This window comes from Cellulomonas timonensis, assembly GCF_900046455.1.
Taxonomy (GTDB): domain Bacteria; phylum Actinomycetota; class Actinomycetes; order Actinomycetales; family Cellulomonadaceae; genus Cellulomonas_A; species Cellulomonas_A timonensis.
Genome location: NZ_FCOT01000008.1, coordinates 189,434 through 210,175, shown reverse-complemented (window position 1 = coordinate 210,175; position 20,742 = coordinate 189,434). Strand labels below are relative to the sequence as shown.

The window sequence follows — 20,742 nt, the reverse complement described above, 5'->3', positions numbered from 1 at the left end:
TCGGGGGGCTGATGCCTGAGGGCGACATCGTCCGCCGCACCGCTGCGCGGCTCGACCAGGCGCTCGCCGGGCGACCGCTGGCCCGGGCCGAGTTGCGCTGGCCCAGCGCGGCGGACGTCGACCTGACCGGACGCACAGTGCTGGCCAACATCCCCTACGGGAAGCACCTGCTCACCCGCCTCGACGACGGCCGCACGCTGCACACCCATCTGCGCATGGAGGGCCGCTGGTCGATCGAGCGCACCGGATCGCGCGAGGCGTCCGGCAGGCGGCCGGACGTCCGCGCGCTCCTCGGGAACGAGGTCTGGACGGCCCTGGGCAAGGACCTCGGGATGCTCGACGTGGTGCCCACGCGCGACGAGCACACCCTGATCGGCCACCTGGGCCCGGACGTGCTGGCCGACGACTTCCCCCAGGACGGGCTGCCTGAGGCGTTGCGCCGGTGGGCCGCCAGCGGCCCGCGGCCGGTGTGCGAGGTACTGCTCGACCAGCGGGTGGCCGCGGGAATCGGCACGATCTACCTGGCGGAGAGCCTCTTCGCCCTCGGCCTCTGGCCATGGACCCCGGCCGACGAGGTGGAGGACCCCGCCCGGCTGCTCGGCGTGGCCCGCCGGCTGATGCAGCGCTCGATCGCCTCCGCCGTGCCGGGCAGCACGGGTGAGCGGGCCCGCGGGGCCACCACGCTGGTGCACGGGCGCGCGGGCCAGCCCTGCCGCCGCTGCGGCGCCCCGATCGCCGTGGGCGAGGCGGGCGTGGCGCCGTTCACCCGTCCCGTCTTCTGGTGCCGGCGCTGCCAACCGGCCCCGGACACGCGAACGCCGCGATGACCAGGATCCTGGTCATCGCGGCGTTCGGTTGACTTGTCGGCCGATCAGCCGATGGGCGCCAGCTCAGCGCGGGCGCGGGCCCAGCTGCCGTCCGCGTGCCCACCGACCACGTCGGTGAACTCGGCCGGGACGGTGTCGGGAATCAGCAGGCCCTCAGCGATCGCGATGCGGTCGCTGACCTCGCGCAGCACCAACGACATCGGCACGTCGAGTGCCTCGCAGATGCTGCCGAGCAGCTCCGACGACGCCTCCTTCTGACCTCGCTCCACCTCGCTCAGGTATCCGAGGGACACCCGTGCTGCGGAGGAGACCTCTCGTAGGGTGCGCCCTTGGCGCTGCCGTGCGTCGCGCAGGACATCGCCGATCTCACGACGTAGAACAACCATCTGGCGCCCCCCTCTCCCTGTGAGCTCCTCGTCCTTGCCTGCGGCCTTCGCCGCAACCACTGACGTGTCCCGGACTGCCGAGGCGCCGGCCCGTCCCCTGATGGGGAGACTTCCACCGTACCTTGCGCTGCCCTGACGCGCCGTCGCGTTGCGCGCTGCCGAGACGCTGCGTGCGGGCGGTCGTGTACTCATCATCACGTCCTTCCCAACGCACGCCGCCCCCTGCGTGTTCCCGCGAGGGCGCCCGATGCCGGACGTTCACCCGGCCGGGTCCAGATGGGCCAGCGCGAGGGCGATCACGGCGGCGCACGCCTGGGCGCGCACCTCGGCGCGGTCGCCCGCGACATCGACGCGAGCCACATGCGCCAGCCCTGGGCCCGCCACCGCCACGTACACCGTGCCCGGAGCCTTCCCGTCCTGCGGGTCCGGGCCGGCGACCCCGGTGGTCGCCAGGCCCACGTCGGCGGCGAGCCGTAGGCGCACACCTTCGGCCATCGACGCCGCGACGTCGGGGTCCACGGCTCCCCGCGCCTCGAGCAGTCCGGCGTCGACGTCGAGCAGCGAGGCTTTGAGGTCGGTGGCGTAGGCGACAATGCCCCCTCGCAGGGCCCGTGAGGCGCCGGGGACGTCCACGAGGGACGCGGCCACCAGGCCGCCCGTGAGGGACTCGGCGACGGCGACGGTCCACCCGTGGCGTTCCAGGGCCAGGAGCAGCCGCGCGGCGGGGCCCGCCACCCCAGGGGCCGCGCCGGGGCTCCGGGTCATGGCGCCAGGAGTTGCGCGCGCCGGGCGGCGGCCCGGATCTGCCATGCCGTCCGCACATAGTCCAGGCCGGTCAGCACTGTCACGAGCACGGCGGCCCCCATCACCACGGCGGCGACGGCGTGCACGAAGCCGGGCAGGTGGTCCAGCGGCAGCAGGTAGAGCCCCAGCGCGACCGACTGCAGGACGGTCTTGACCTTCCCGCCGCGCGAGGCGGGCAGGACGAGGTAGCGCAGCAGGAAGAACCGCATGACGGTGATGCCGATCTCGCGGACCAGCACGATCACCGTCACCCACCACGGCAGGTCGCCCAGCACGGACAGGAGCACCAGCGCGGTGCCGACCAGGAGCTTGTCCGCGATGGGGTCGAGCAACTTGCCCAGGTCGGTGACCAGGCCGGAGCGGCGCGCGATGTCGCCATCGATCCGGTCGGTGATGGCCGCCACGACGAAGATCGCGGCAGCGACGAGTCGCCATTGGACCGTGTGCCCACCGTCGGCCAGGAGCGACCAGGCGAGGAAGGGCACGAGCACGATCCGCAGGACGGTCAGGGCATTCGCGATATTGAGACGGGAGGGGACGACGTCGACCACTCGGACAGCCTAGACGTCCCTGCTGCGAACGAGGACAACGCCGTGGGGCCGGGGCCGCTTGCGCGGAATGGGCCACATCCGCAGGTAGCGTGCGCCACGTGACCCGACATGCGCGGACGCACCCCGCGCCCCGACAGTGGACTCTCGTCGGACTCGTCGCGGCGGGGCTGGGCATCGCCCTGGCCGCCGTCGCGCTGGCCGTCCCCCGAGGCCCGGCGACACCGGTGGGCGCTATCCGGCCGGTCTCGAGCGCCAGCCCTGACGCCCCGACGCCCACGCCGAGCCCCACCGCAGACCCCGACGCGGCCTTCACGATCCTCGCCGCGGGCGACGTCCTCCCCCACCTGCCGGTGATCGGCTCCGCCCGCACGTCTTCGGGCTCCTACGACTTCGCCCCGCTGCTGGACCCTCTCGGCACGTGGGTGCGGGGCGCGGACCTGGCGCTGTGCCACCTGGAGGTGCCGGTGGCGCCCCACGGCGCGAAGCCCTCGGGCTACCCGATGTTCGCGAGCCCTGCGGAGATCGCGCAGGGCCTCGCCGACGGCGGCTGGGACGGATGCTCGACGGCGTCGAACCACTCGGTGGACCGCGGCTTCGCCGGGGTGGCCGCCACCCTGGACGCGCTCGACGCGGCTGCGCTCGGACATGTGGGCACCGCTCGCAGCGCGTGGGAGCAGTCCCAACCACAGCTCTACGTCCTGGAGCGCGCGGGCCAGCGGCTGACGGTGGCGCATCTCGCGGCCACCTACGGCACCAATGGGATGCCTGTCGACGCCGACAAGCCGTGGTCGGTCGACCTGCTGGACACCGCGCGCCTGGTGGCCCAGGCCCAGGCGGCGCGCTCAGCCGGCGCCGACCTCGTCGTGGCGAGCGTGCACTGCTGCGTCGAGTACGTCACCGAGCCCACGGCCCGGCAGACGGAGGTCGCGCAGGCGCTGGCCGACTCCGGGGTCGTGGACTTGCTGATCGGGCACCACGCCCATGTGCCGCAACCCGTGGCGCGACTCGAGGGCGGCCCTGGCGGCGACGGGATGTGGGTCGCCTACGGGCTCGGCAACATGCTCTCGAACCAGGACGCGGAGTGCTGCGTGGCGGGAACCGAGTCCGGACTGCTGCTGACCGCGCACGTCACGAGCACAGGCGCCTTCCCGGCACGAGGCATCCCTTCCGGGCCCGCCCGGGTCACGGGCGTCGAGTGGACGCCGACCACTGTCGACAGGGGCTCGGGGCATCGCCTGCACGCGCTCATCGACATCCCCGAGGGCACCTCCACCCTGAGCGCGTCCGAGGTCGCCACCCGGGCCGAGCGCGTGCGCGCCGCGGCGGGCACAGGAGCCTCCGAGCGCACGGACCCGACGACGCCCACCGGCCCGGAACCGCTCGTCGTGATCCGCACCGACGTGGCGTGAGCCCGGCTCAGCGTCCCCGACGCCCGGACTCCTCATCCTCGTCTGCGCCGTCGAAGTAGTCGGTGGCCACCGGCGGGTCCCCGGGAAGGGCTCCGTCGTCCACCGGATCAGGCTCCGGCACGCCGCGCAGCATCGCCAGGGTGCCGGGCAGGTCGTCGGGCTGGACCAGAACCTCACGGGCCTTGGACCCCTCGGAGGGCCCCACGATCTCGCGGGACTCGAGGAGGTCCATCAGGCGCCCGGCCTTCGCGAAGCCGACCCGCAGCTTGCGCTGCAGCATCGACGTCGAGCCGAACTGCGAGGTGATGACGAGCTCGGCGGCCTGCAGCAGCAGGTCGAGGTCGTCGCCGATGTCCTCGTCCACCTGCTTCTTGGCCACCGAGACGACCACGTCCTGCCGGTAGGCGGGCTTGAGCTGCTGCTTCACGTGCTCGACGACGGCGTGGATCTCGCTCTCGGAGACCCAGGCCCCCTGGGTGCGCATCGGCTTGGCCGCGCCCATCGGCAGGAACAGCGCGTCACCCTGCCCGATGAGCTTCTCGGCGCCGGGCTGGTCGAGCACCACGCGCGAGTCGGTGAGCGACGACGTCGCGAACGCGAGCCGCGACGGCACGTTGGCCTTGATGAGCCCGGTGACCACGTCGACGCTGGGCCGCTGGGTGGCGAGCACCAGGTGGATGCCGGCCGCGCGGGCGAGCTGCGTGATCCGTTGGATGGAGGCCTCGACGTCGCGCGGGGCCACCATCATCAGGTCCGCGAGCTCGTCGACGATGACCAGGAGGTACGGGTAGGTCGCGATCTTGCGCTCGGAGCCCGGCAGCGGCTTGACCTTGCCCGCGCGGACGGCAGCGTTGAAGTCGTCGATGTGCTTGAACCCGAACATGGCGAGGTCGTCGTACCGCGCCTCCATCTCGCGCACCACCCACTCGAGGGCCTCGGCGGCCTTCTTCGGGTTGGTGATGATGGGCGTGATGAGGTGCGGGATGCCCTCATAGACGGTGAGCTCGACGCGCTTGGGGTCGACGAGGACCATGCGCACCTCGTCGGGGGTGGCGCGCATCAGCACCGAGACGATCATCGAGTTCACGAAGCTCGACTTGCCCGCGCCGGTGGCGCCGGCGACGAGCAGGTGCGGCATCTTCGCGAGGTTGGCCGTGACGTAGCCGCCCTCGACGTCCTTGCCGACGCCAATGACCATGGGGTGCTCGGAGCGGCGGGCCGCGCTCGACCGCAGCACGTCGCCCAGCGACACCGTCTCGCGGTCCGTGTTCGGGATCTCGATGCCGATCGCGGACTTGCCGGGGATCGGCGAGAGGATGCGCACGTCAGCGCTGGCCACGGCGTAGGCGATGTTCTTGGACAGCGCCGTGACCCGCTCGACCTTCACCGCCGGGCCGAGCTCGACCTCGTACCGCGTCACCGTCGGACCGCGGGTGAAGCCGGTGACCTGGGCGTCGATCTCGAACTGGTCGAGGACGGTGGTCAGCGCCTCCACGACGCGGTCGTTCGCCGCCGAGCGGACCTTGTGCGGCGGGCCCTTCGCGAGGACGTCCTCGGCGGGCAGCAGGTAGAGCACGTCGCCCTCGAGCATCGGCTGCTCCCCGCGCGGGACGCCGGCGGTGGGCGGCGCGGCGAGGGGTCGGGGCCGGGGCGCCGAGGGAGTCTGCTCGGGGGTCCGGTCGATGATGGCGGTGGGCACGGCGTCCGGCTCCGCGGCGGGCTCGTCCTCCGCCTCGGCGACGTCATCGCCGCGCGCGGCGATGATCGCGGCCCGCTCGAACGCCTCGTCGCCGACGTAGCCGTCGAGCCTTTCACGCTCGGCCTGCGCGGCAGCGGCGGCGCGCTCCTTGCGGCCCCGTCCCAGCAGCCTGCGCGTCTTGGCCGGCTCGGGCTCGGGATCGGGCAGCGCGGTGTGGCCCGCGTTGATGACGAGCGGCGCGTCGTCGTCCTCCGCGTCCTCCTCGTCGTGGCGGCCACCGGTGAGGCGCTCGTACAGCGCGCGCAGCCGCGGGACGATCATGTGCACAGGGGTCGCCGTGACGACCAGCAGCCCGAAGAAGGCGAGCAATCCGAGCAGCGGCACGGTGACGTAGGCCGTCAGCAGGCTGACCAGCGGCGTCCCCACGAGGTAGCCGACGATCCCGCCGGCCTCGCGCAGGGCCGCGTAGCCGCCACTCGGCGCGGGCAGGTCCGCCGACAGGTGCACCAGGCCGCACACGGCCAGCGTGATCGCCGCGAGGCCGATGCCGATGCGGGAGTTCGCCTGCCCCTTGTCGGGGTGGCGCATGAGGCGGATCGCGATGGCCAGCAGCACCACCGGGACGGCGACGCCCACCCGGCCGAAGGTGCCCGCGACGACGTTGTGGACCACGTCGCCCGCCGTGCCGGACAGGTCCCACCACTCGCGTGCCGCGATGACGATCGACAGGCCCAGCAGCGTGAACGCCAGACCGTCGCGGCGGTGCGCCGGGTCGAGGTCCCGCGCGCCGCGCCCCATCTTGCGCGCGCCGCCGCCGATGAGGTGCGCGACGCCCATCCAGGCGCCCTTGATCATGCGCAACGGCAGTGCGGGGCGCTGCGGGGGTGGGGCCGCCGCGCGCCCGGAGGGCCGGGTGGAGCCGCCTCGGGCCGCCGCGGGGCGGCCACCTGACCGCTGTGTGGTGGACGAGGCGGACCCGCGGCCTCGCGGTGTGGGTGCGGACGTACGGGTCGCCATGGTCCTCACGTTAGTCGCGCCAGGGGGCGCCGCGCCGCAGCAGGTTGCGTGTCGGCGGCGCCCGTCGGGATGGGACGGCCGGGTCCCGGGTCAGGCCTCCACGACGACGGGGATGATCATGGGCCGCCTGCGCAGCCGGTTCGAGACCCAGCGCCCCACGATGCGGCGCACCACCTGCTGCATCTGGTGCGTGTCCGACCCGCCCCGCTGCGCGGCCTCCTCGAGGGCCGCCACGATGTCCGGGAGGATGTCGTCGAACACGGCGTCGTCCTCCGCGAAGCCCCGCGCGTGGATCTGCGGGCCGACGAGCACCTTGCCGTCGGCGGAGCTCACCACCACGAAGATCGAGATGAAGCCCTCGTCGCCCAGGATGCGGCGGTCCTTGAGCTCGGCGTCGGTGATCTCCCCCACGCTCGACCCGTCCACGTACACGTAGCCGCACGGCACAGCGCCCACGACGCTCGCGCGCCCGTCGACGAGGTCGACCACCACACCGTCCTCGGCGAGCACCACGCGGTCCGCGGGGACGCCCGACTTGACGGCCAGCGCCGCGTTGGCCACCAGGTGGCGCGCCTCGCCGTGCACCGGCATGACGTTCTTCGGCCGCAGGATGTTGTAGCAGTACAGGAGCTCGCCGGCGCTGGCGTGGCCGGACACGTGGACCTTCGCGTTGCCCGAGTGCACCACGCGGGCGCCCAGCCGGGTCAGGCCGTTGATCACACGGAACACCGCATTCTCGTTGCCGGGGATGAGCGACGAGGCGAGGATCACCGTGTCCCCCGGGCCCACGCTCACCTTGTGGTCGTTGGTGGCGATCCGGGACAGCGCGGCCATCGGCTCGCCCTGGGAGCCGGTGCACATCAGCACCAGTTCCTCGTCCGGCACCGTGTCGAGCTTCTTCTGGTCGACGAGCACGCCCTCGGGCACGTGCAAGTAGCCGAGCTCGGCCGCGATGGTCATGTTGCGCACCATCGAGCGCCCCACCAGCGCCACCTTGCGACCGTGCGCGACGGCGGCGTCGAGGACCTGCTGCACGCGGTGCACATGCGAGGCGAACGAGGCCACGACGATGCGCTGCGTGGACGAGGCGAAGACCGCGTCGAGCACCGGGCCGATCTCCCGCTCGGGCGTCACGAAGCCCTGCACCTCGGCGTTCGTGGAGTCGACCATGAACAGGTCGACGCCCCGCTCGCCGAGCCGCGCGAACGCCCGCAGGTCGGTGATGCGCCCGTCGAGCGGGAGCTGGTCCATCTTGAAGTCGCCGGTGTGCAGCACGGTGCCGGCGCCCGTGCGGATCGCCACGGCCAGGGCATCGGGGATCGAGTGGTTCACCGCGACGAACTCGCACTCGAACGGGCCGAGCTGCTCGACCTGCCCCTCCCTGACCGCGAGGGTCAGCGGGGGGATCTTGTGCTCCTTGAGCTTGGCCTCGACGAACGCGAGGGTGAGCTGCGACCCCACCAGCGGGATATCCCGGCGCAGGCGCAGCAGGTACGGCACAGCGCCGATGTGGTCCTCGTGGCCGTGCGTGAGGACGATGGCCTCGATGTCGTCCAGCCGGTCCCGGATGTAGTCGAAGTCCGGGAGGATCAGGTCGACGCCGGGCTGGTGGTCCTCGGGGAACAGCACGCCGCAGTCGACGACCAGCAGGCGGCCCTCGTACTCGAAGACCGCCATGTTCCGGCCGATCTCACCGAGGCCCCCGAGCGCCACGATGCGCAGCGCGCCGCTCGGCAGCTCGGGCGGCAGGCTCAGGTCGGGATGGGGGTGGCTCATGGGCCCTCCTGGTCAGCTCCGGACGACGTCCAGCAGGCCCGCTGCGCGCAGCCCTGCGCGCACCGCTGCCGCGTCCTCGTCGGAGGCAGCCACATTGGGCAGCCGCATGTGTCGGTTCGGGATGAGGCCGAGCGCCTCGACTGCCGCCTTCGCGGCGGCGGCCTGGAATCCGGCGCCGTTGAGCGCGTCGATGGCCGGGGCGATCGACCGGAAGACCCGCAGGGCGCGTGCCATGTCCCCCGCGTCGAAGGCCTCGGTGACCTCCGCGAGCTGACGGCCCGCGACGTGGCCGACCACGGAGACGGTGCCGGCGGCCCCGTGGGCGAGCATCGCCAGGTACACCGCGTCGTCGCCGCAGTACCAGGCCAGGCCGGTGCGCTCGCTCGCCGTGGCCGCCGCGTAGAGGTCGCCAGTGGCGTCCTTGATGGCGACGACGCGCTCATGCGCGGCCAGGCGGTCGAGCGTCGGCTGCGCGAAGCGCACGCCGGTGCGGCCGGGCACGTCGTAGAGCATGACGGGAAGCTCGGTGGAGTCCGCGATCATGCGGACGTGCTGGTAGACGCCCTCCTGCGAGGGGCGCGAGTAGTACGGGGCCACGACGAGCAGGCCATGCGCCCCGGCCTCCGCCGCCTGCTCGGCCATACGCACGGCGTGCAGGGTGTCGTTGGACCCGGCGCCGGCGACGACCACGGCGCGGTCGCCCACGGCCTCGACGACTGCGGCGATGAGGTCGGCCTTCTCGGGGGCGTGCGTGGCGGGGGCCTCGCCGGTGGTGCCGTTGAGCACCAGGCCGTCATGGCCGCCCTCGTCGACCAGCGCGGTGGCCAGTCGGGCCGCGGCCTCGAGGTCCAGGGCGCCGTCGGCTGTCATCGGCGTGATCATCGCGGTGAGCACCGCGCCGAACGGGCGCGCAGGGGTCCTGGAGTAGGGCATGTGCCCAAAGTACCGTCCCTCGCCCACGCGGCGCGCACACGCCCGACGCGAGTGAGACGACGTCGCCGCGAGGCTACCGGGCGGCCCGCTCGTACGTGACGAAGCGGTAGCGCACACCGTCGGCGGATGAGGCATGCCACCCCTCGGGCGGGTCGCTGGCCCGCACAGACCACACCTCGGGGTCGATCCGCGGGGCGAACGCGTCCCCTTCGACGTCCACGTCCACCTCGGTGACCTCGAGGCGGTCGGCGTGCTCGATCGCCGCGGAGTACACGGTCCCGCCGCCGATCACCCACGCGTCGCGTCCGGCGAGCCCGTCGAGGGCCGACGCGAACGACGTCACCACCGTGGCGCCGTCGGCCACGTATCCCGGACTGCGGGTCAGGACGAGGTTCTCGCGGCCCGGCAGCGGCCGGAACCGCTCGGGCAGCGACTCCCACGTGGCGCGGCCCATGAGCACCGGGCTTCCCGAGGTGAGGACCCGGAACCGGGCCATGTCCTCGGGGACGCGCCACGGCAGTGCGCCGTCACGGCCGATGACGCGTGTGGGCGACTGGGCCCAGACCAAGGCGAGGCTCATCAGCTCAGACCGCGATCGGGGCCTTGATGGTGGGGTGGTGCTGGTAACCCACCACCTCGATGTCCTCATACGCGTACTCGAGGATGGACGGCGCCTTGCGCAGCCGCAGCGTCGGGTACGGGTACGGCTCGCGGGTGAGCTGCTCGCGCACCTGCTCCACGTGGTTGTCATAGATGTGGCAGTCGCCGCCGGTCCAGATGAAGTCCCCGACCTCGAGGCCCGCCTGCTGCGCGACCATGTGCGTGAGCAGCGCGTAGGACGCGATGTTGAACGGCACACCCAGGAACAGGTCCGCGCTGCGCTGGTAGAGCTGGCACGACAGCCGCCCGTCGGCGACGTAGAACTGGAAGAACGCGTGGCACGGGGCGAGGGCCATCGACGGGATCTCCGCGACGTTCCACGCCGAGACGATGTGCCGGCGCGAGTCCGGGTCGCGGCGCAGGTCCTCGACGACGCGCGTGATCTGGTCGATGTGGCCGCCACCGGGCGTCGGCCAGGAGCGCCACTGGACGCCGTACACCGGGCCGAGCTCGCCGTCCTCGTCGGCCCACTCGTCCCAGATGCGCACGCCGTGGTCCTGCAGCCAGCCCACGTTCGAGTCGCCGCGCAGGAACCACAGCAGCTCGTAGGCGATCGACTTGAGGTGGACGCGCTTGGTGGTGACCAGCGGGAAGCCCTGGGACAGGTCGAAGCGCATCTGGTGGCCGAAGACGCTGCGCGTGCCGGTGCCGGTGCGGTCCGACTTGGGGGTCCCGGTCTCGAGCACCAGGCGCAGCAAGTCTTCGAACGGGGTGGGCACAGGTGAGGCGACCGCTGACGTCATGGCGTCATGCTAGGCGTCGATGCCGTGAGCCTGGCCCACTTCTCCCCGTGGGCCCCGGATGCGGTCCGGTCGCCGCGCACCCTGTGCAGGTCGGTGACCGGCGCGCCACACTGGGCGCATGTCCACGCCTCACCTGCCGCCCACGGTCGCCGCCCACGTGCCGACCGGCCTGCTCATCGGCGGCGCGTGGCGCCGCTCGTCCTCGACGGGCCGCACCTTCGCCGTCGAGGACCCCGCCACCGCCGAGGTGCTCTTCGACGTCGCCGACGGCGGTCCCGCCGACGGGCTGGAGGCGTTGGGCGCCGCGGCCGACTCCGCCGAGGCGTGGGCCGAGACCGCGCCCCGCGCCCGCGCCGAGCTGCTGCGCGCCGTGTTCGAGACGGTTGTGGCGCGCACCGAGGACATCGCGGCCCTGATCACCGCCGAGGGCGGCAAGCCCCTGGCCGAGTCGCGCGCCGAGGTCGCCTACGCGGCGGAGTACGTCCGCTGGTACTCCGAGCAGGCCGTGCGCCTCGACGGCCTGGCCCGCCGCGCGCCCGCGGGCACCCACCACCAGCTCGTGCTGAGCCGGCCGGTCGGCCCGGCGCTCCTGATCACCCCGTGGAACTTCCCGCTCGCGATGATCACCCGCAAGATCGCCCCGGCCCTGGCGGCCGGCTGCCCGGTGGTGGTCAAGCCCGCGCAGCTCACGCCGCTGACGACCTCCTACTTCGCGGAGATCGTGCGCGCCGAGCTCGAGGCCCGCGACCTGCCGACGGGTGTGATCAACGTCGTGCCCACCTCGTCGTCGAGCGAGCTGACGGCGCCCGTGATCGCCGACCCCCGGCTGCGCAAGCTCTCCTTCACCGGCTCGACCGAGGTGGGCCGGGTGCTGCTGCGCGCCGCCGCGCAGAACGTGCTGCGGACGTCGATGGAGCTGGGCGGCAACGCGCCGTTCCTGGTCTTCGAGGACGCGGACATCCCCGCGGCCGTGGAGGGCGCCGTCGCGGCGAAGATGCGCAACGCGGGCCAGACGTGCGTCGCCGCGAACCGCTTCCTGGTGCACGAGTCGGTCGCCGAGGAGTTCTCGCGCGGGCTCACGGAGGCGTTCAAGCGCCTTGTGCTCGGGCACGGCTCCGACGCCGCGACCACCGTCGGACCGCTCATCGAGGCGGCGGCGGTCGACCATGTCGCCGACGTGGTGGCCGACGCGGTCGACGGCGGGGCGAGGGTGCTCGTCGGCGGGGACCGGGCCCAGCGCGCAGGCCACTTCTTCCACCCGACGGTGCTGACGGGGGTGTCGCCGGACGCCCGCGCGATCCGCGAGGAGACGTTCGGGCCCGTCGCCCCGATCGTCACGTTCGGCGACGAGCGCGAGGCCCTCGAGCTCGCGAACAGCACCGAGTTCGGGCTGGTCGCGTACGCCTACACCCGGGACGTCGGCCGCGTGATGCGGCTGGCAGAGCAGGTGGAGACGGGCATGCTCGGGGTGAACCGCGGGATGGTCTCGGACGCGAGCGCGCCGTTCGGCGGGGTGAAGAGCTCCGGGCTGGGACGCGAGGGCGGCGAGGCCGGCATCGAGGAGTACCTCGAGCGCCGCTACGTCGCCCTCTGACCCGCGTGGACCTGGCGCCCGGCGAACGGGCGGCCGCGCGGCGCGCCGCGGTGCAGCAGTCGCTGTCGGTGGCCCTCGCGACGGGCCTGTACGCCGTCTCCTTCGGCGCGCTGTCCGTCGCCGCGGGCCTCGACCTGCCGCAGACCATGGCGCTCAGCCTGCTGATGTTCTCCGGCGGGTCCCAGTTCGCCTTCATCGGCGTGATCGGCGCCGGCGGCACTGCGGCGGCCGCCGTCGCCGCCGCGAGCCTGCTCGGGGCACGCAACGGGCTCTACGGGCCGCTCGTCGCGCCATTCACCGGCGCCCGCGGCTGGCGGCGGGCGCTCGCCGCGCAGGTGACCATCGACGAGTCCACGGCCGTCTCGACGGCGCAGCCCACCCCCGAGGCGGCGCGCGCCGCCTTCTGGTGGACGGGCGTGGGCATCTTCGTGCTCTGGAACGTGTTCACGCTCGCTGGCGCCCTGCTCGGCGACGCGCTGGGCGACCCGAGGCGCTACGGCCTGGACGCGGCGGCCGCGGCGGCATTCCTCGCCCTGCTGTGGCCGCGGCTCGCCAGCCGCCCCGCGCGGCTCGTCGCGGCGCTGGGGATGGGGGTGGCGCTGGTGCTCCCCCCGCTCGTCCCCTCGGGCCTGCCCGTCCTGGCGGCGGCCCCCCTCGCCATCGTCATCCGAAGGCGACGGGGCCCGCAGCAGCCCGACGCGCAGGAGGCCGCATGAGCGAGCACACGCTGACCTGGCTCGCGGTGCTGTCCGCCGGGGCCGTCTGCTTCGCGATCAAGCTCGTGGGCCACCTGGTCCCCGAGCACTGGCTCGCCGAGCCGCGCGTCGCGCGCACCTCGTCGCTCGTCACCGTCGCGCTGCTCGCCGCCCTCGTCGGCGTGCAGGCCTTCGGCGGGGGGCCCGGGCTCACCGTGGACGCGCGCCTCCCCGCGCTCGCCGTCGCCGCCCTCGCCCTCGCGCTGCGGGCGCCGTTCATCGTGGTGGTGGCCGCCGCCGCAGCCGTCGCGGCTGCGCTGCGGGCGCTCGGCATGCCCTGACCCCAGCCCTCCGATGGGACCTCCGTCACTCGACAACAGCCTGCGGGCGTGCTGTTGATACTCTCGGCGGGCCCTGTCGGCAGCACCCACCCCGGAGACCCCGTTGGCCACGCGCACACAGACGTCCACGATCGGCTCTCTCATCTTCATGTCACGCTGGCTCCAGGTGCCTCTGTACCTCGGCCTGATCGTGGCGCAGGCGACCTACGTGTGGCAGTTCATGATCGAGCTGTGGCACCTGTTCTCGGACGTCGTGCTGCACAGCGGCATCAGCGGCGTCACCGAGGAGTCGATCATGCTGGCCGTGCTCGGCCTGGTCGACGTGGTGATGATCGCCAACCTGCTCATCATGGTGATCATCGGCGGCTACGAGACGTTCGTCTCCCGCATCAACCTGGACGACCACCCGGACCAGCCCGAATGGCTGTCCCACGTCAACGCGAACGTGCTCAAGACGAAGCTCGCGATGTCGATCATCGGCATCTCCTCGATCCACCTGCTGCGCACGTTCATCGAGGCCAAGACCACCCTCTTGCTGCCCAACGGCTCCGAGGTGCTGCTCTGGCAGACCGTCATCCACCTCGCGTTCATCGCCTCCGCAATGGCGCTGGCCTGGATCGACAAGATCTCGCACGCGCATGCCGGCCCCGCCAAGCAGGGCCCGGCGACCCCTCAGGCGGCGCCTGCCGACGCCGCCAGTGACGCCACCCCCAGCGCGACGGCCCACGACGGCGGCGTTGACGCGGACAACCGCGCGCCGGACGACTACGCCTTGACGGGGACGCGCTGATGGCCCTGTTCAGCGAGCAGGCCGACGTCTCGGTGCGCCCGGCCATCCCCGGCGACGAGCTGGCGATCACCGACATCCAGCTGGCCGCGTGGCGGTCCGCGCACACCCCTGAGGTCGGGCAGGAGGTGCTGGCGAGCCTCGACGGCGGCGCCATCGCCGAGCGCTGGGCCCAGGCGATCACCGCTCCCCCGGGCCCCGGGTACCGGGTGCTCGTCGCATGCGAGGGCCCGGACGTCGTCGGCTTCACGGCCATCGCGCCACTGCCGGCGCCCGAGGAGTCGCCGCTCGCGGCGCCCGGCGGCGAGATCGTCTCCCTCGAGGTGGCCCCCGTGGCGCAACGCTCCGGACACGGCTCGCGGCTCCTGGCCGCCGCGGTGGACACGCTGCGTGAGGACGGCGCCGCCTACGCGCGCACCTGGGTGCTCGACGGCGACGCGGGCCGCGCGCAGTTCCTCTCCTCAGCGGGCTTCGGCCCCGAGGAGGCGGTGCGCGAGCTCGCCACGGGCATCGGCCCCGACGGCGAGGCCCGCACGGTCACGGAGCACCTGTGGGGCGCGACGATCTGACGCGCGGCGCCCGCGCGCCCAGCCGACGCGGCGCCCGCGCGCCGATGTGACGCAGGGCGCGCGGCTCAGGCCCGGTGCAGCCGGGCGGCGGTCCGCAGCGCCTCACGGGCCCGGCGCCGATCGCCTGCGGCGTCATAGGCGAACGCGAGCCGGTACCAGACCGCCCAGTCCTCCGGGGCCGCCTCGGCCTCCGCCCGCGCCGTCGCGAACGCCTCCGTGGCGGCGGCCCGGTCGATGCGCCCGCCGGGCGAGCGCGGCAGGTCGTCCACCGGCAGCCGGTGGGCGGCGGCGAGCTCGTCGGCCATCCGCTGCACCGCGAAGGCCATGCGCCACTCCCGGCCGATCGCCCAGACCGCCAGCAGCGGCAGGACGAAGATCCCGACGCCCAGGCCGATCCCGACGGGGTCGCCGGTGCGGAGCAGCGCCACGGCGCGCGCCATCACCACCCACAGGTACAGCGCCAGCAGCGCCGTCAGCGCGACGGCCCCCGCGATCGCCGTGCGCTGTCGACGTCCACCGGCAGCCTGCGGCGCGCTGCTCATCCCAGGTCCAGGAAGTGCTCGAGGCCCACGGTGAGGCCCGGGCGGGCGCCGACCTCGCGGATGCCGAGCAGGACGCCGGGCATGAAGCTCACCCGGTCGAACGAGTCGTGCCGGAGGGTGAGCATCTCCCCCGGGTTCCCCAGCAGGATCTCCTCATGCGCGACGAGCCCGCGCAGTCGCACCGAGTGCACGCGCACACCGTCCACGTCCGCGCCCCGCGCGCCATCGAGGGCCGAGGTCGTCGCATCCGGGCTCGGGCCGATGCCGGCCGCGGCCCGGGCGGCCGCGATCCCGGCGGCGGTGTGCCGCGCCGTGCCGGACGGCGCGTCCACCTTGTCGGGGTGATGGAGCTCGATGACCTCCACCGAGTCGAAGTACCGCGCGGCCCGCGACGCGAACGTCATCGCCAACACCGCGCCGAGCGCGAAGTTGGGAGCGATCAGCACGCCCACGCCCGGGTGCTCGGCGAGCTTGCTCTTGACCCGGGCGAGCGACTCGTCGGTCCAGCCCGTCGTGCCGACCACCGCGTGGATGCCCTGGTCGACCAGCGCCAGGACGTTCGCCTCCGTCGACGACGGCACCGTGAAGTCGACGGCCACCTGCACGCCGCTCGCGGCCAGGCCGCCGACGTCGCCGCCCGCCTCGAGGGCCGCGACGAGCTCCAGGTCGGGAGCGTCCTCCACGGCCTTCACCACAGTGGATCCCATTCGTCCGGCGGCTCCGAGGACGGCCACCCTGATGCGCTCGCTCACGACAGACGAGCCTAGTCGCCCGTCGCCCCGGCCCGGCCCATCGTGCGACCGTCGTGCACGGCCGGGCCGGCCTGCCCGGACCGCAGCAGCGCGGCGATGCCGTTGACCGCGCGCCGGAGCTGGCTGGGGCCGAGCCCGGTGAACCGCTCGACCTCGCGGGGGACGGGCTCCGTCGCCAGGTAGGCGCGCATCGCAGTGAGCACGGTCTCGGCCGTCCACGGCGACGGCCCGGCCAGCTCTGCCACGAACATCAAAAAGCGTGTGGCCTGCAGGAACGTCACGGGCTGCAGGCCCACCTCCTCGACGAAGCACTGGTGCAGCGCGGCGAGCGTGACGTTGGCGGACTGGGCCAGGTCGACGGGGCGCACCAGGCCGCGTCGCTCCTCGATGACGCGGATCGCGGTCTGGAGCGTGTCGAGCCGCCCCGCGGGCGTGCGCCGGCGCACGCTGGCGGCCAGGTCCACGCCCAGCATCGTCGTCGCGCGGGCGTCGTCGGGCGCCGCGCGCAGGCGCTCGGCGAGGCTCGCGGCCGCCGCGGGGGCGAGCACGTGCGTCAGCGGCGCCGACTCCCCCACGAGCAGGCGTCCGGGACTGAGCGCGGCCAGGCCGTAGGGCGCGAGCTGGGCGCCCACGAACCAGGAGCCCGGGCTGAGCCGGACGACGTGCGGGTCGACCGAGAGGCCGATCACCCCGCTGTCGTCCGCCGTGCGCGCGCCGGTCACGGGGTCCACGCGCGACCCCAGTGTCCCGAGCCGCACCAGCACCGACGGCCGCCCGTTCGGCAGGAAGACCTCCAGCACCGGGGGCGCGTCGGCGTCGGTGCGGGCCACCCACAGGTGCTCGACGAACCAGGCTGCGGCCGCCGGGGGCGGGAACCGGTGGTAGTCGAGCACGTCCGGGCTCATACGCCCATCATCGTCGATCAGGGCGCTGCGGCGTGGCCCAGGGCGACCCTCAGGAGCGGAACGGGCCGATCCGCACCATCGAGCGCGGCCGCGCGGCCAACTCCGCGGCGAGCTCCTGCACGTCAGCGGCCGTCACCGCGCGGATGCGCTCGAGTGTCTCGTCGAGAGACAGCAGCTCGCCGTGCACCAACTCGGACTTGCCGAGCCGGCTCATGCGCGAGCCCGTGTCCTCCATGCCGAGCACGAGGCTGCCCGAGAGCTGCCCCACCGAGCGCGCCAGCTCCGCCTGGGTGATCCCGCTGTCGGCGAGGTGCTCCCACTCGGAGACCAGCAGCTCCACGACCTGGTCCACCTTCGCCGGGGCGCATCCGGCGTAGAGGCCGAAGATCCCGGTGTCGGCGTGGCCGGAGGCGAACGAGTACGTCGAGTAGGCCAGCCCGCGCTTCTCCCGGATCTCCTGGAAGAGCCGTGACGACATGCCGCCGCCGAGCACCGCGTTCAACACGGAGAGCGTGAAGCGGCGCGGGTCGGTGGCGGTCAGGCCGGTGCCGCCAATGATGACGTTCGCCTGCTCGGTGGCCCGGTGCACTGTCGTCTCGGCGCCCACGGCGGGCACGCCGTCAGTCGGCGAGTCGACGTCGCGTCGGCCCACCGGCCGGGGAGCCGTGAGGTCCCAGCCGCCGTCGGCCAGCGCCTTGGCGACCTGCGCGCACAGCGCGTCGTGGTCGACGCCGCCGGCTGCGGTTACCACGAGGGTGGAGGAGCGGTAGTGCTCCTGGTAGTGCTCCCAGACGGCCGTCCGCGGCACCGCGCGGATCGTGTCGGGTGTGCCGCCGATCGGGCGGCCCAGTGGGTGGGACCCGAGCACGGCAGTGGCGAACAGCTCGTGCACCACGTCGCTCGGGTCGTCGTCGTTCATCGCGAGCTCTTCGAGGATGACCCCGCGCTCGGTCTCGAGCTCGCCGGTGTCCAGGCGTGCGGAGGTCACCATGTCCGCGATGACGTCCACGGCCATCGGCAGGTCGGAGTCGAGCACCCGCGCGTAGTAGCAGGTGTGCTCCTTGCCGGTGGCCGCGTTGGCCTCGCCGCCGACCTCGTCGAAGGCCTCGGCGATGTCCATCGCGGTGCGCCGCGTCGTGCCCTTGAAGAGCAGGTGCTCGAGGAAGTGCGTCGAGCCGTGGTGGCCGTCGCGCTCGTCGCGCGAGCCCACCCCGACCCAGGCGCCCACCGTCGCCGAGCGCAGGCCCGGCATGTGCTCGGTGAGCACGCGGACCCCGCCGGGCAGAACGGAACGACGCACATGTGCGCCGCTGTCCTGCCCGGCGGTCAACTCGCTGCCCGGCTCACCCGGGCCGACGAGCGGGAGGTCCAGAGGCACGTCAGGCGTCGGCCGCGCTGGAGTCGGCCGCGTCCTCGGAGCCCTCGGCGGGCTCGTCGATCACCGCGTGCAGCGACAGCTTGCCGCGCGGGTCGATCTCGCCGATCTCGACCTGGACCTTCTGGCCCACGCTGAGGACGTCCTCGACGTTCTCGACGCGCTTGCCGCCGACGAGCTTGCGGATCTGCGAGATGTGCAGCAGGCCGTCCTTGCCCGGCGAGAGCGAGATGAACGCGCCGAAGGTCGTGGTCTTGACCACGGTGCCCACGAAGCGCTCGCCGATCTCCGGCATGTGCGGGTTGGCGATCGCGTTGATCGCCGCCCGCGCGGCCTCCGCCGACGGACCGTCGGTGGCGCCGATGTAGACCGTGCCGTCGTCCTCGATGGAGATGTCGGCGCCGGTCTCCGCCTGGATCTGGTTGATCATCTTGCCCTTCGGCCCGATGACCTCGCCGATCTTGTCGACCGGGACCTGCACCGAGATGACGCGCGGGGCGAACGGCGACATCTCGTCCGGGACGTCGATCGCCTCGTTGATGACGTCGAGGATCGCCAGGCGGGCCTCCTTCGCCTGCGTCAGCGCGTCGCCGAGCACCGAGGCGGGGATGCCGTCGAGCTTGGTGTCGAGCTGGATCGCGGTGACGAACTCGCGCGTGCCGGCGACCTTGAAGTCCATGTCGCCGAACGCGTCCTCGGCGCCGAGGATGTCGGTGAGCGCCGCGTAGCGGGTCTCACCGTCGACGGTGTCGGAGACGAGGCCCATCGCGATGCCCGCGACGGGGGCGCGCAGCGGCACGCCGGCGTTGAGCAGCGACAGCGTCGAGGCGCAGACCGAGCCCATGGACGTCGAGCCGTTCGAGCTCAGCGCCTCGGAGACCTGGCGGATCGCGTAGGGGAACTCCTCGCGGCTCGGCAGGACGGGCATGATCGCGCGCTCGGCGAGGGCGCCGTGGCCGATCTCGCGACGCTTCGGCGAGCCGACGCGACCCGTCTCACCCGTCGAGTAGGGCGGGAAGTTGTAGTTGTGCATGTAGCGCTTGCGCGTCTCCGGGGAGAGCGTGTCGAGCTGCTGCTCCATGCGGAGCATGTTCAGCGTGGTCACGCCGAGGATCTGCGTCTCGCCACGCTCGAAGATCGCCGAGCCATGCACGCGGGGCAGCACCTCGACCTCGGCCGAGAGCGTGCGGATGTCGCGCAGGCCACGGCCGTCGATGCGGAAGCCATCGGTGAGGATGCGCTGGCGGATGAGCTTCTTGGTGATCGCGCGGATCGCCGCGGACAGCTCCTTCTCGCGGCCCTCGAACGTGGCGGACAGGCGCGAGATCGCGTCGGCCTTGACCTCGTCGAGGCGCTCCTCGCGGTCGTGCTTGTCCGCGATGCTCAGCGCCTCGCCCAGCGGGGCGGTGGCGAGGGCGGCGACGGCGTCGTACGCGTCGGGGAGGTACTCGGGGAAGACCGGGAACGTCTGGGTCTCCTTGGCGGCCTTCGAGGCGAGCGCGAGCTGCGCCTCGACGAGCACCTTGATGAACGGCTTGGAGGCCTCGAGGCCCGCGGCCACGACCTCCTCGGTGGGGGCCACGCCGCCCTCGTTCTTGATGAGGTTCCAGGACGCCTCGGGCGCCTCGGCCTCGATCATCGCGATCGCGACGTCGTCACCGACGACACGGCCGGCGACGACCATGTCGAACGTGGCGCGCTCGCGCTCGGAGTAGCGGGGGAAGGCGACCCACTGGCCGTCGACGAGCGCGATGCGGACAGCGCCCACCGGGCCGGAGAACGGCAGGCCGGAGATCTGCGTCGACATCGACGCGGCGTTGATCGCGAGCACGTCGTACGCGTCGTCCGGGTGGATCGACAGGACGGTGATGACGACCTGGACCTCGTTGCGCAGGCCCTTGACGAACAGGGGGCGCAGCGGGCGGTCCACGAGGCGGCACGCGAGGATCGCGTCGGTGGAGGGGCGGCCCTCACGACGGAAGAACGAGCCGGGGATCTTGCCGGCGGCGTACTGCCGCTCCTCGACGTCGATCGTCAGCGGGAAGAAGTCGAACTGCTCCTTGGGGTGCTTGCCGGCCGTCGTGGCCGACAGGAGCGTGGTCTCGCCGTCGAGGTAGGCGACGGCCGCGCCGGCCGCCTGGCGCGCGATGCGGCCGGTCTCGAAGCGGATGGTGCGGGTGCCGAAGCGACCGTTGTCGATCACTGCCTCGGCGAACTGGATCTCGGGACCCTCCATGGGTGCCCTCCTTCTCTCGAACGAGCGCCTGCCGGGGCAACGGCGGTCTTCGATCGAGACGCCTGGAGGACTCCTCCGGACGCCACTACCGAGGACCGGACGAGCCGGGCGGCGCAGTGGGTGTCACGTGCTGCGCGTCGG

The 20,742-nt window shown here is 73.1% G+C and carries 20 protein-coding genes; 7 read left to right on the top strand and 13 right to left on the bottom strand.

From position 1 onward, the window contains the following. Nucleotides 1-11: 11 nt before the first annotated feature. The gene (locus tag BN3788_RS01495) at nt 12-827 is read left to right on the top strand and encodes a DNA-formamidopyrimidine glycosylase family protein (protein ID WP_066582086.1); all 816 of its coding nucleotides are present in this window, start codon (nt 12-14) and stop codon (nt 825-827) included. Nucleotides 828-871: 44 nt separating this feature from the next. Here the strand turns inward: BN3788_RS01495 and BN3788_RS01490 are convergent, their stop codons facing one another. The 3 genes from BN3788_RS01490 to pgsA all read right to left on the bottom strand — a co-directional run bounded on the left by BN3788_RS01490 (nt 872) and on the right by pgsA (nt 2,568). Then, complete coding sequence (locus tag BN3788_RS01490) at nt 872-1,213, bottom strand: helix-turn-helix domain-containing protein (protein ID WP_066582084.1); 342 nt, start codon at nt 1,211-1,213, stop codon at nt 872-874. A 258-nt stretch (nt 1,214-1,471) separates the two neighbouring features. Then, nucleotides 1,472-1,978, bottom strand: coding sequence for a CinA family protein (locus tag BN3788_RS01485; RefSeq protein ID WP_066582082.1), 507 nt, complete (start codon nt 1,976-1,978; stop codon nt 1,472-1,474). After that, nucleotides 1,975-2,568, bottom strand: coding sequence for a CDP-diacylglycerol--glycerol-3-phosphate 3-phosphatidyltransferase (pgsA, locus tag BN3788_RS01480; protein ID WP_066582081.1), 594 nt, complete (start codon nt 2,566-2,568; stop codon nt 1,975-1,977). The genes BN3788_RS01485 and pgsA overlap by 4 nt, the downstream gene beginning before the upstream one ends. A gap of 98 nt (nt 2,569-2,666) precedes the next feature. On the opposite strand from pgsA, the gene BN3788_RS01475 reads away from it, so the two are divergent. Beyond that, nucleotides 2,667-3,977 (top strand): CapA family protein, encoded by a 1,311-nt coding sequence (locus BN3788_RS01475; RefSeq protein ID WP_066582207.1) that lies wholly within the window; start codon nt 2,667-2,669, stop codon nt 3,975-3,977. Nucleotides 3,978-3,984: 7 nt separating this feature from the next. Here the strand turns inward: BN3788_RS01475 and BN3788_RS01470 are convergent, their stop codons facing one another. The 5 genes from BN3788_RS01470 to BN3788_RS01450 all read right to left on the bottom strand — a co-directional run bounded on the left by BN3788_RS01470 (nt 3,985) and on the right by BN3788_RS01450 (nt 10,805). Next, nucleotides 3,985-6,531, bottom strand: coding sequence for an FtsK/SpoIIIE family DNA translocase (locus BN3788_RS01470; protein WP_066582079.1), 2,547 nt, complete (start codon nt 6,529-6,531; stop codon nt 3,985-3,987). Nucleotides 6,532-6,783: 252 nt separating this feature from the next. Continuing rightward, nucleotides 6,784-8,469 carry a ribonuclease J gene (locus tag BN3788_RS01465; protein ID WP_066582077.1) on the bottom strand — a complete coding sequence of 562 codons (1,686 nt, stop codon included), beginning with the start codon at nt 8,467-8,469 and terminating at the stop codon, nt 6,784-6,786. 12 nt (nt 8,470-8,481) lie between these two features. Further along, nucleotides 8,482-9,402, bottom strand: coding sequence for a 4-hydroxy-tetrahydrodipicolinate synthase (gene dapA, locus BN3788_RS01460; RefSeq protein ID WP_066582076.1), 921 nt, complete (start codon nt 9,400-9,402; stop codon nt 8,482-8,484). Between the two features lie 73 nt (nt 9,403-9,475). Next, nucleotides 9,476-9,982: a dihydrofolate reductase gene (locus BN3788_RS01455; protein ID WP_066582075.1), complete on the bottom strand. Its 507-nt coding sequence runs from the start codon at nt 9,980-9,982 to the stop codon at nt 9,476-9,478. 4 nt (nt 9,983-9,986) lie between these two features. Then, nucleotides 9,987-10,805, bottom strand: coding sequence for a thymidylate synthase (locus tag BN3788_RS01450; RefSeq protein ID WP_066582074.1), 819 nt, complete (start codon nt 10,803-10,805; stop codon nt 9,987-9,989). Between the two features lie 118 nt (nt 10,806-10,923). Between BN3788_RS01450 and BN3788_RS01445 the strand changes: the two genes are divergently transcribed. From BN3788_RS01445 to BN3788_RS01425, 5 genes are all read left to right on the top strand, one after another. Then, on the top strand, nt 10,924-12,399 hold the full coding sequence (locus tag BN3788_RS01445) for an NAD-dependent succinate-semialdehyde dehydrogenase (RefSeq protein WP_066582073.1): 1,476 nt from the start codon (nt 10,924-10,926) through the stop codon (nt 12,397-12,399). A 5-nt stretch (nt 12,400-12,404) separates the two neighbouring features. Beyond that, on the top strand, nt 12,405-13,115 hold the full coding sequence (locus tag BN3788_RS01440) for an AzlC family ABC transporter permease (protein ID WP_108723749.1): 711 nt from the start codon (nt 12,405-12,407) through the stop codon (nt 13,113-13,115). Then, nucleotides 13,112-13,435, top strand: a complete 324-nt coding sequence (locus tag BN3788_RS01435; protein ID WP_066582072.1) for an AzlD domain-containing protein — start codon at nt 13,112-13,114, stop codon at nt 13,433-13,435. Before BN3788_RS01440 ends, BN3788_RS01435 begins: the two co-directional genes overlap by 4 nt. Before the next feature lie 103 nt (nt 13,436-13,538). After that, nucleotides 13,539-14,225: a TIGR00645 family protein gene (locus BN3788_RS01430; RefSeq protein ID WP_261797897.1), complete on the top strand. Its 687-nt coding sequence runs from the start codon at nt 13,539-13,541 to the stop codon at nt 14,223-14,225. Further along, nucleotides 14,225-14,791 (top strand): GNAT family N-acetyltransferase, encoded by a 567-nt coding sequence (locus BN3788_RS01425; RefSeq protein ID WP_066582070.1) that lies wholly within the window; start codon nt 14,225-14,227, stop codon nt 14,789-14,791. Before BN3788_RS01430 ends, BN3788_RS01425 begins: the two co-directional genes overlap by 1 nt. 65 nt (nt 14,792-14,856) lie before the next feature. Here the strand turns inward: BN3788_RS01425 and BN3788_RS01420 are convergent, their stop codons facing one another. The 5 genes from BN3788_RS01420 to BN3788_RS01400 are packed head-to-tail and all read right to left on the bottom strand — an operon-like array spanning nt 14,857 to nt 20,601. Next, nucleotides 14,857-15,333, bottom strand: coding sequence for a hypothetical protein (locus BN3788_RS01420; protein ID WP_066582068.1), 477 nt, complete (start codon nt 15,331-15,333; stop codon nt 14,857-14,859). Beyond that, the gene (gene dapB, locus BN3788_RS01415) at nt 15,330-16,085 is read right to left on the bottom strand and encodes a 4-hydroxy-tetrahydrodipicolinate reductase (RefSeq protein ID WP_066582066.1); all 756 of its coding nucleotides are present in this window, start codon (nt 16,083-16,085) and stop codon (nt 15,330-15,332) included. Before dapB ends, BN3788_RS01420 begins: the two co-directional genes overlap by 4 nt. Before the next feature lie 11 nt (nt 16,086-16,096). Further along, entirely contained in the window at nt 16,097-16,990 is an 894-nt protein-coding gene (locus BN3788_RS01410; protein WP_066582064.1) for a DUF6597 domain-containing transcriptional factor, read from the bottom strand. A gap of 49 nt (nt 16,991-17,039) precedes the next feature. Further along, complete coding sequence (locus BN3788_RS01405; protein WP_066582062.1) at nt 17,040-18,368, bottom strand: M16 family metallopeptidase; 1,329 nt, start codon at nt 18,366-18,368, stop codon at nt 17,040-17,042. A gap of 1 nt (nt 18,369) precedes the next feature. After that, nucleotides 18,370-20,601: a polyribonucleotide nucleotidyltransferase gene (locus BN3788_RS01400; RefSeq protein WP_066582056.1), complete on the bottom strand. Its 2,232-nt coding sequence runs from the start codon at nt 20,599-20,601 to the stop codon at nt 18,370-18,372. Nucleotides 20,602-20,742 lie beyond the last annotated feature (141 nt).

Coding starts and splice junctions, on each gene's coding strand:
- BN3788_RS01445 (WP_066582073.1), top strand. CDS start 10,924: ATGTCCACGCCTCACCTGCCGCCCACGGTCGCCGCCCACGTGCCGACC.
- BN3788_RS01410 (WP_066582064.1), bottom strand. CDS start 16,990: ATGAGCCCGGACGTGCTCGACTACCACCGGTTCCCGCCCCCGGCGGCC.
- BN3788_RS01495 (WP_066582086.1), top strand. CDS start 12: ATGCCTGAGGGCGACATCGTCCGCCGCACCGCTGCGCGGCTCGACCAG.
- BN3788_RS01450 (WP_066582074.1), bottom strand. CDS start 10,805: ATGACGTCAGCGGTCGCCTCACCTGTGCCCACCCCGTTCGAAGACTTG.
- BN3788_RS01435 (WP_066582072.1), top strand. CDS start 13,112: ATGAGCGAGCACACGCTGACCTGGCTCGCGGTGCTGTCCGCCGGGGCC.
- BN3788_RS01470 (WP_066582079.1), bottom strand. CDS start 6,531: ATGATCAAGGGCGCCTGGATGGGCGTCGCGCACCTCATCGGCGGCGGC.
- BN3788_RS01490 (WP_066582084.1), bottom strand. CDS start 1,213: ATGGTTGTTCTACGTCGTGAGATCGGCGATGTCCTGCGCGACGCACGG.
- BN3788_RS01485 (WP_066582082.1), bottom strand. CDS start 1,978: ATGACCCGGAGCCCCGGCGCGGCCCCTGGGGTGGCGGGCCCCGCCGCG.
- dapA (WP_066582076.1), bottom strand. CDS start 9,402: ATGCCCTACTCCAGGACCCCTGCGCGCCCGTTCGGCGCGGTGCTCACC.
- BN3788_RS01420 (WP_066582068.1), bottom strand. CDS start 15,333: ATGAGCAGCGCGCCGCAGGCTGCCGGTGGACGTCGACAGCGCACGGCG.
- BN3788_RS01400 (WP_066582056.1), bottom strand. CDS start 20,601: ATGGAGGGTCCCGAGATCCAGTTCGCCGAGGCAGTGATCGACAACGGT.
- BN3788_RS01425 (WP_066582070.1), top strand. CDS start 14,225: ATGGCCCTGTTCAGCGAGCAGGCCGACGTCTCGGTGCGCCCGGCCATC.
- BN3788_RS01455 (WP_066582075.1), bottom strand. CDS start 9,982: ATGAGCCTCGCCTTGGTCTGGGCCCAGTCGCCCACACGCGTCATCGGC.
- BN3788_RS01465 (WP_066582077.1), bottom strand. CDS start 8,469: ATGAGCCACCCCCATCCCGACCTGAGCCTGCCGCCCGAGCTGCCGAGC.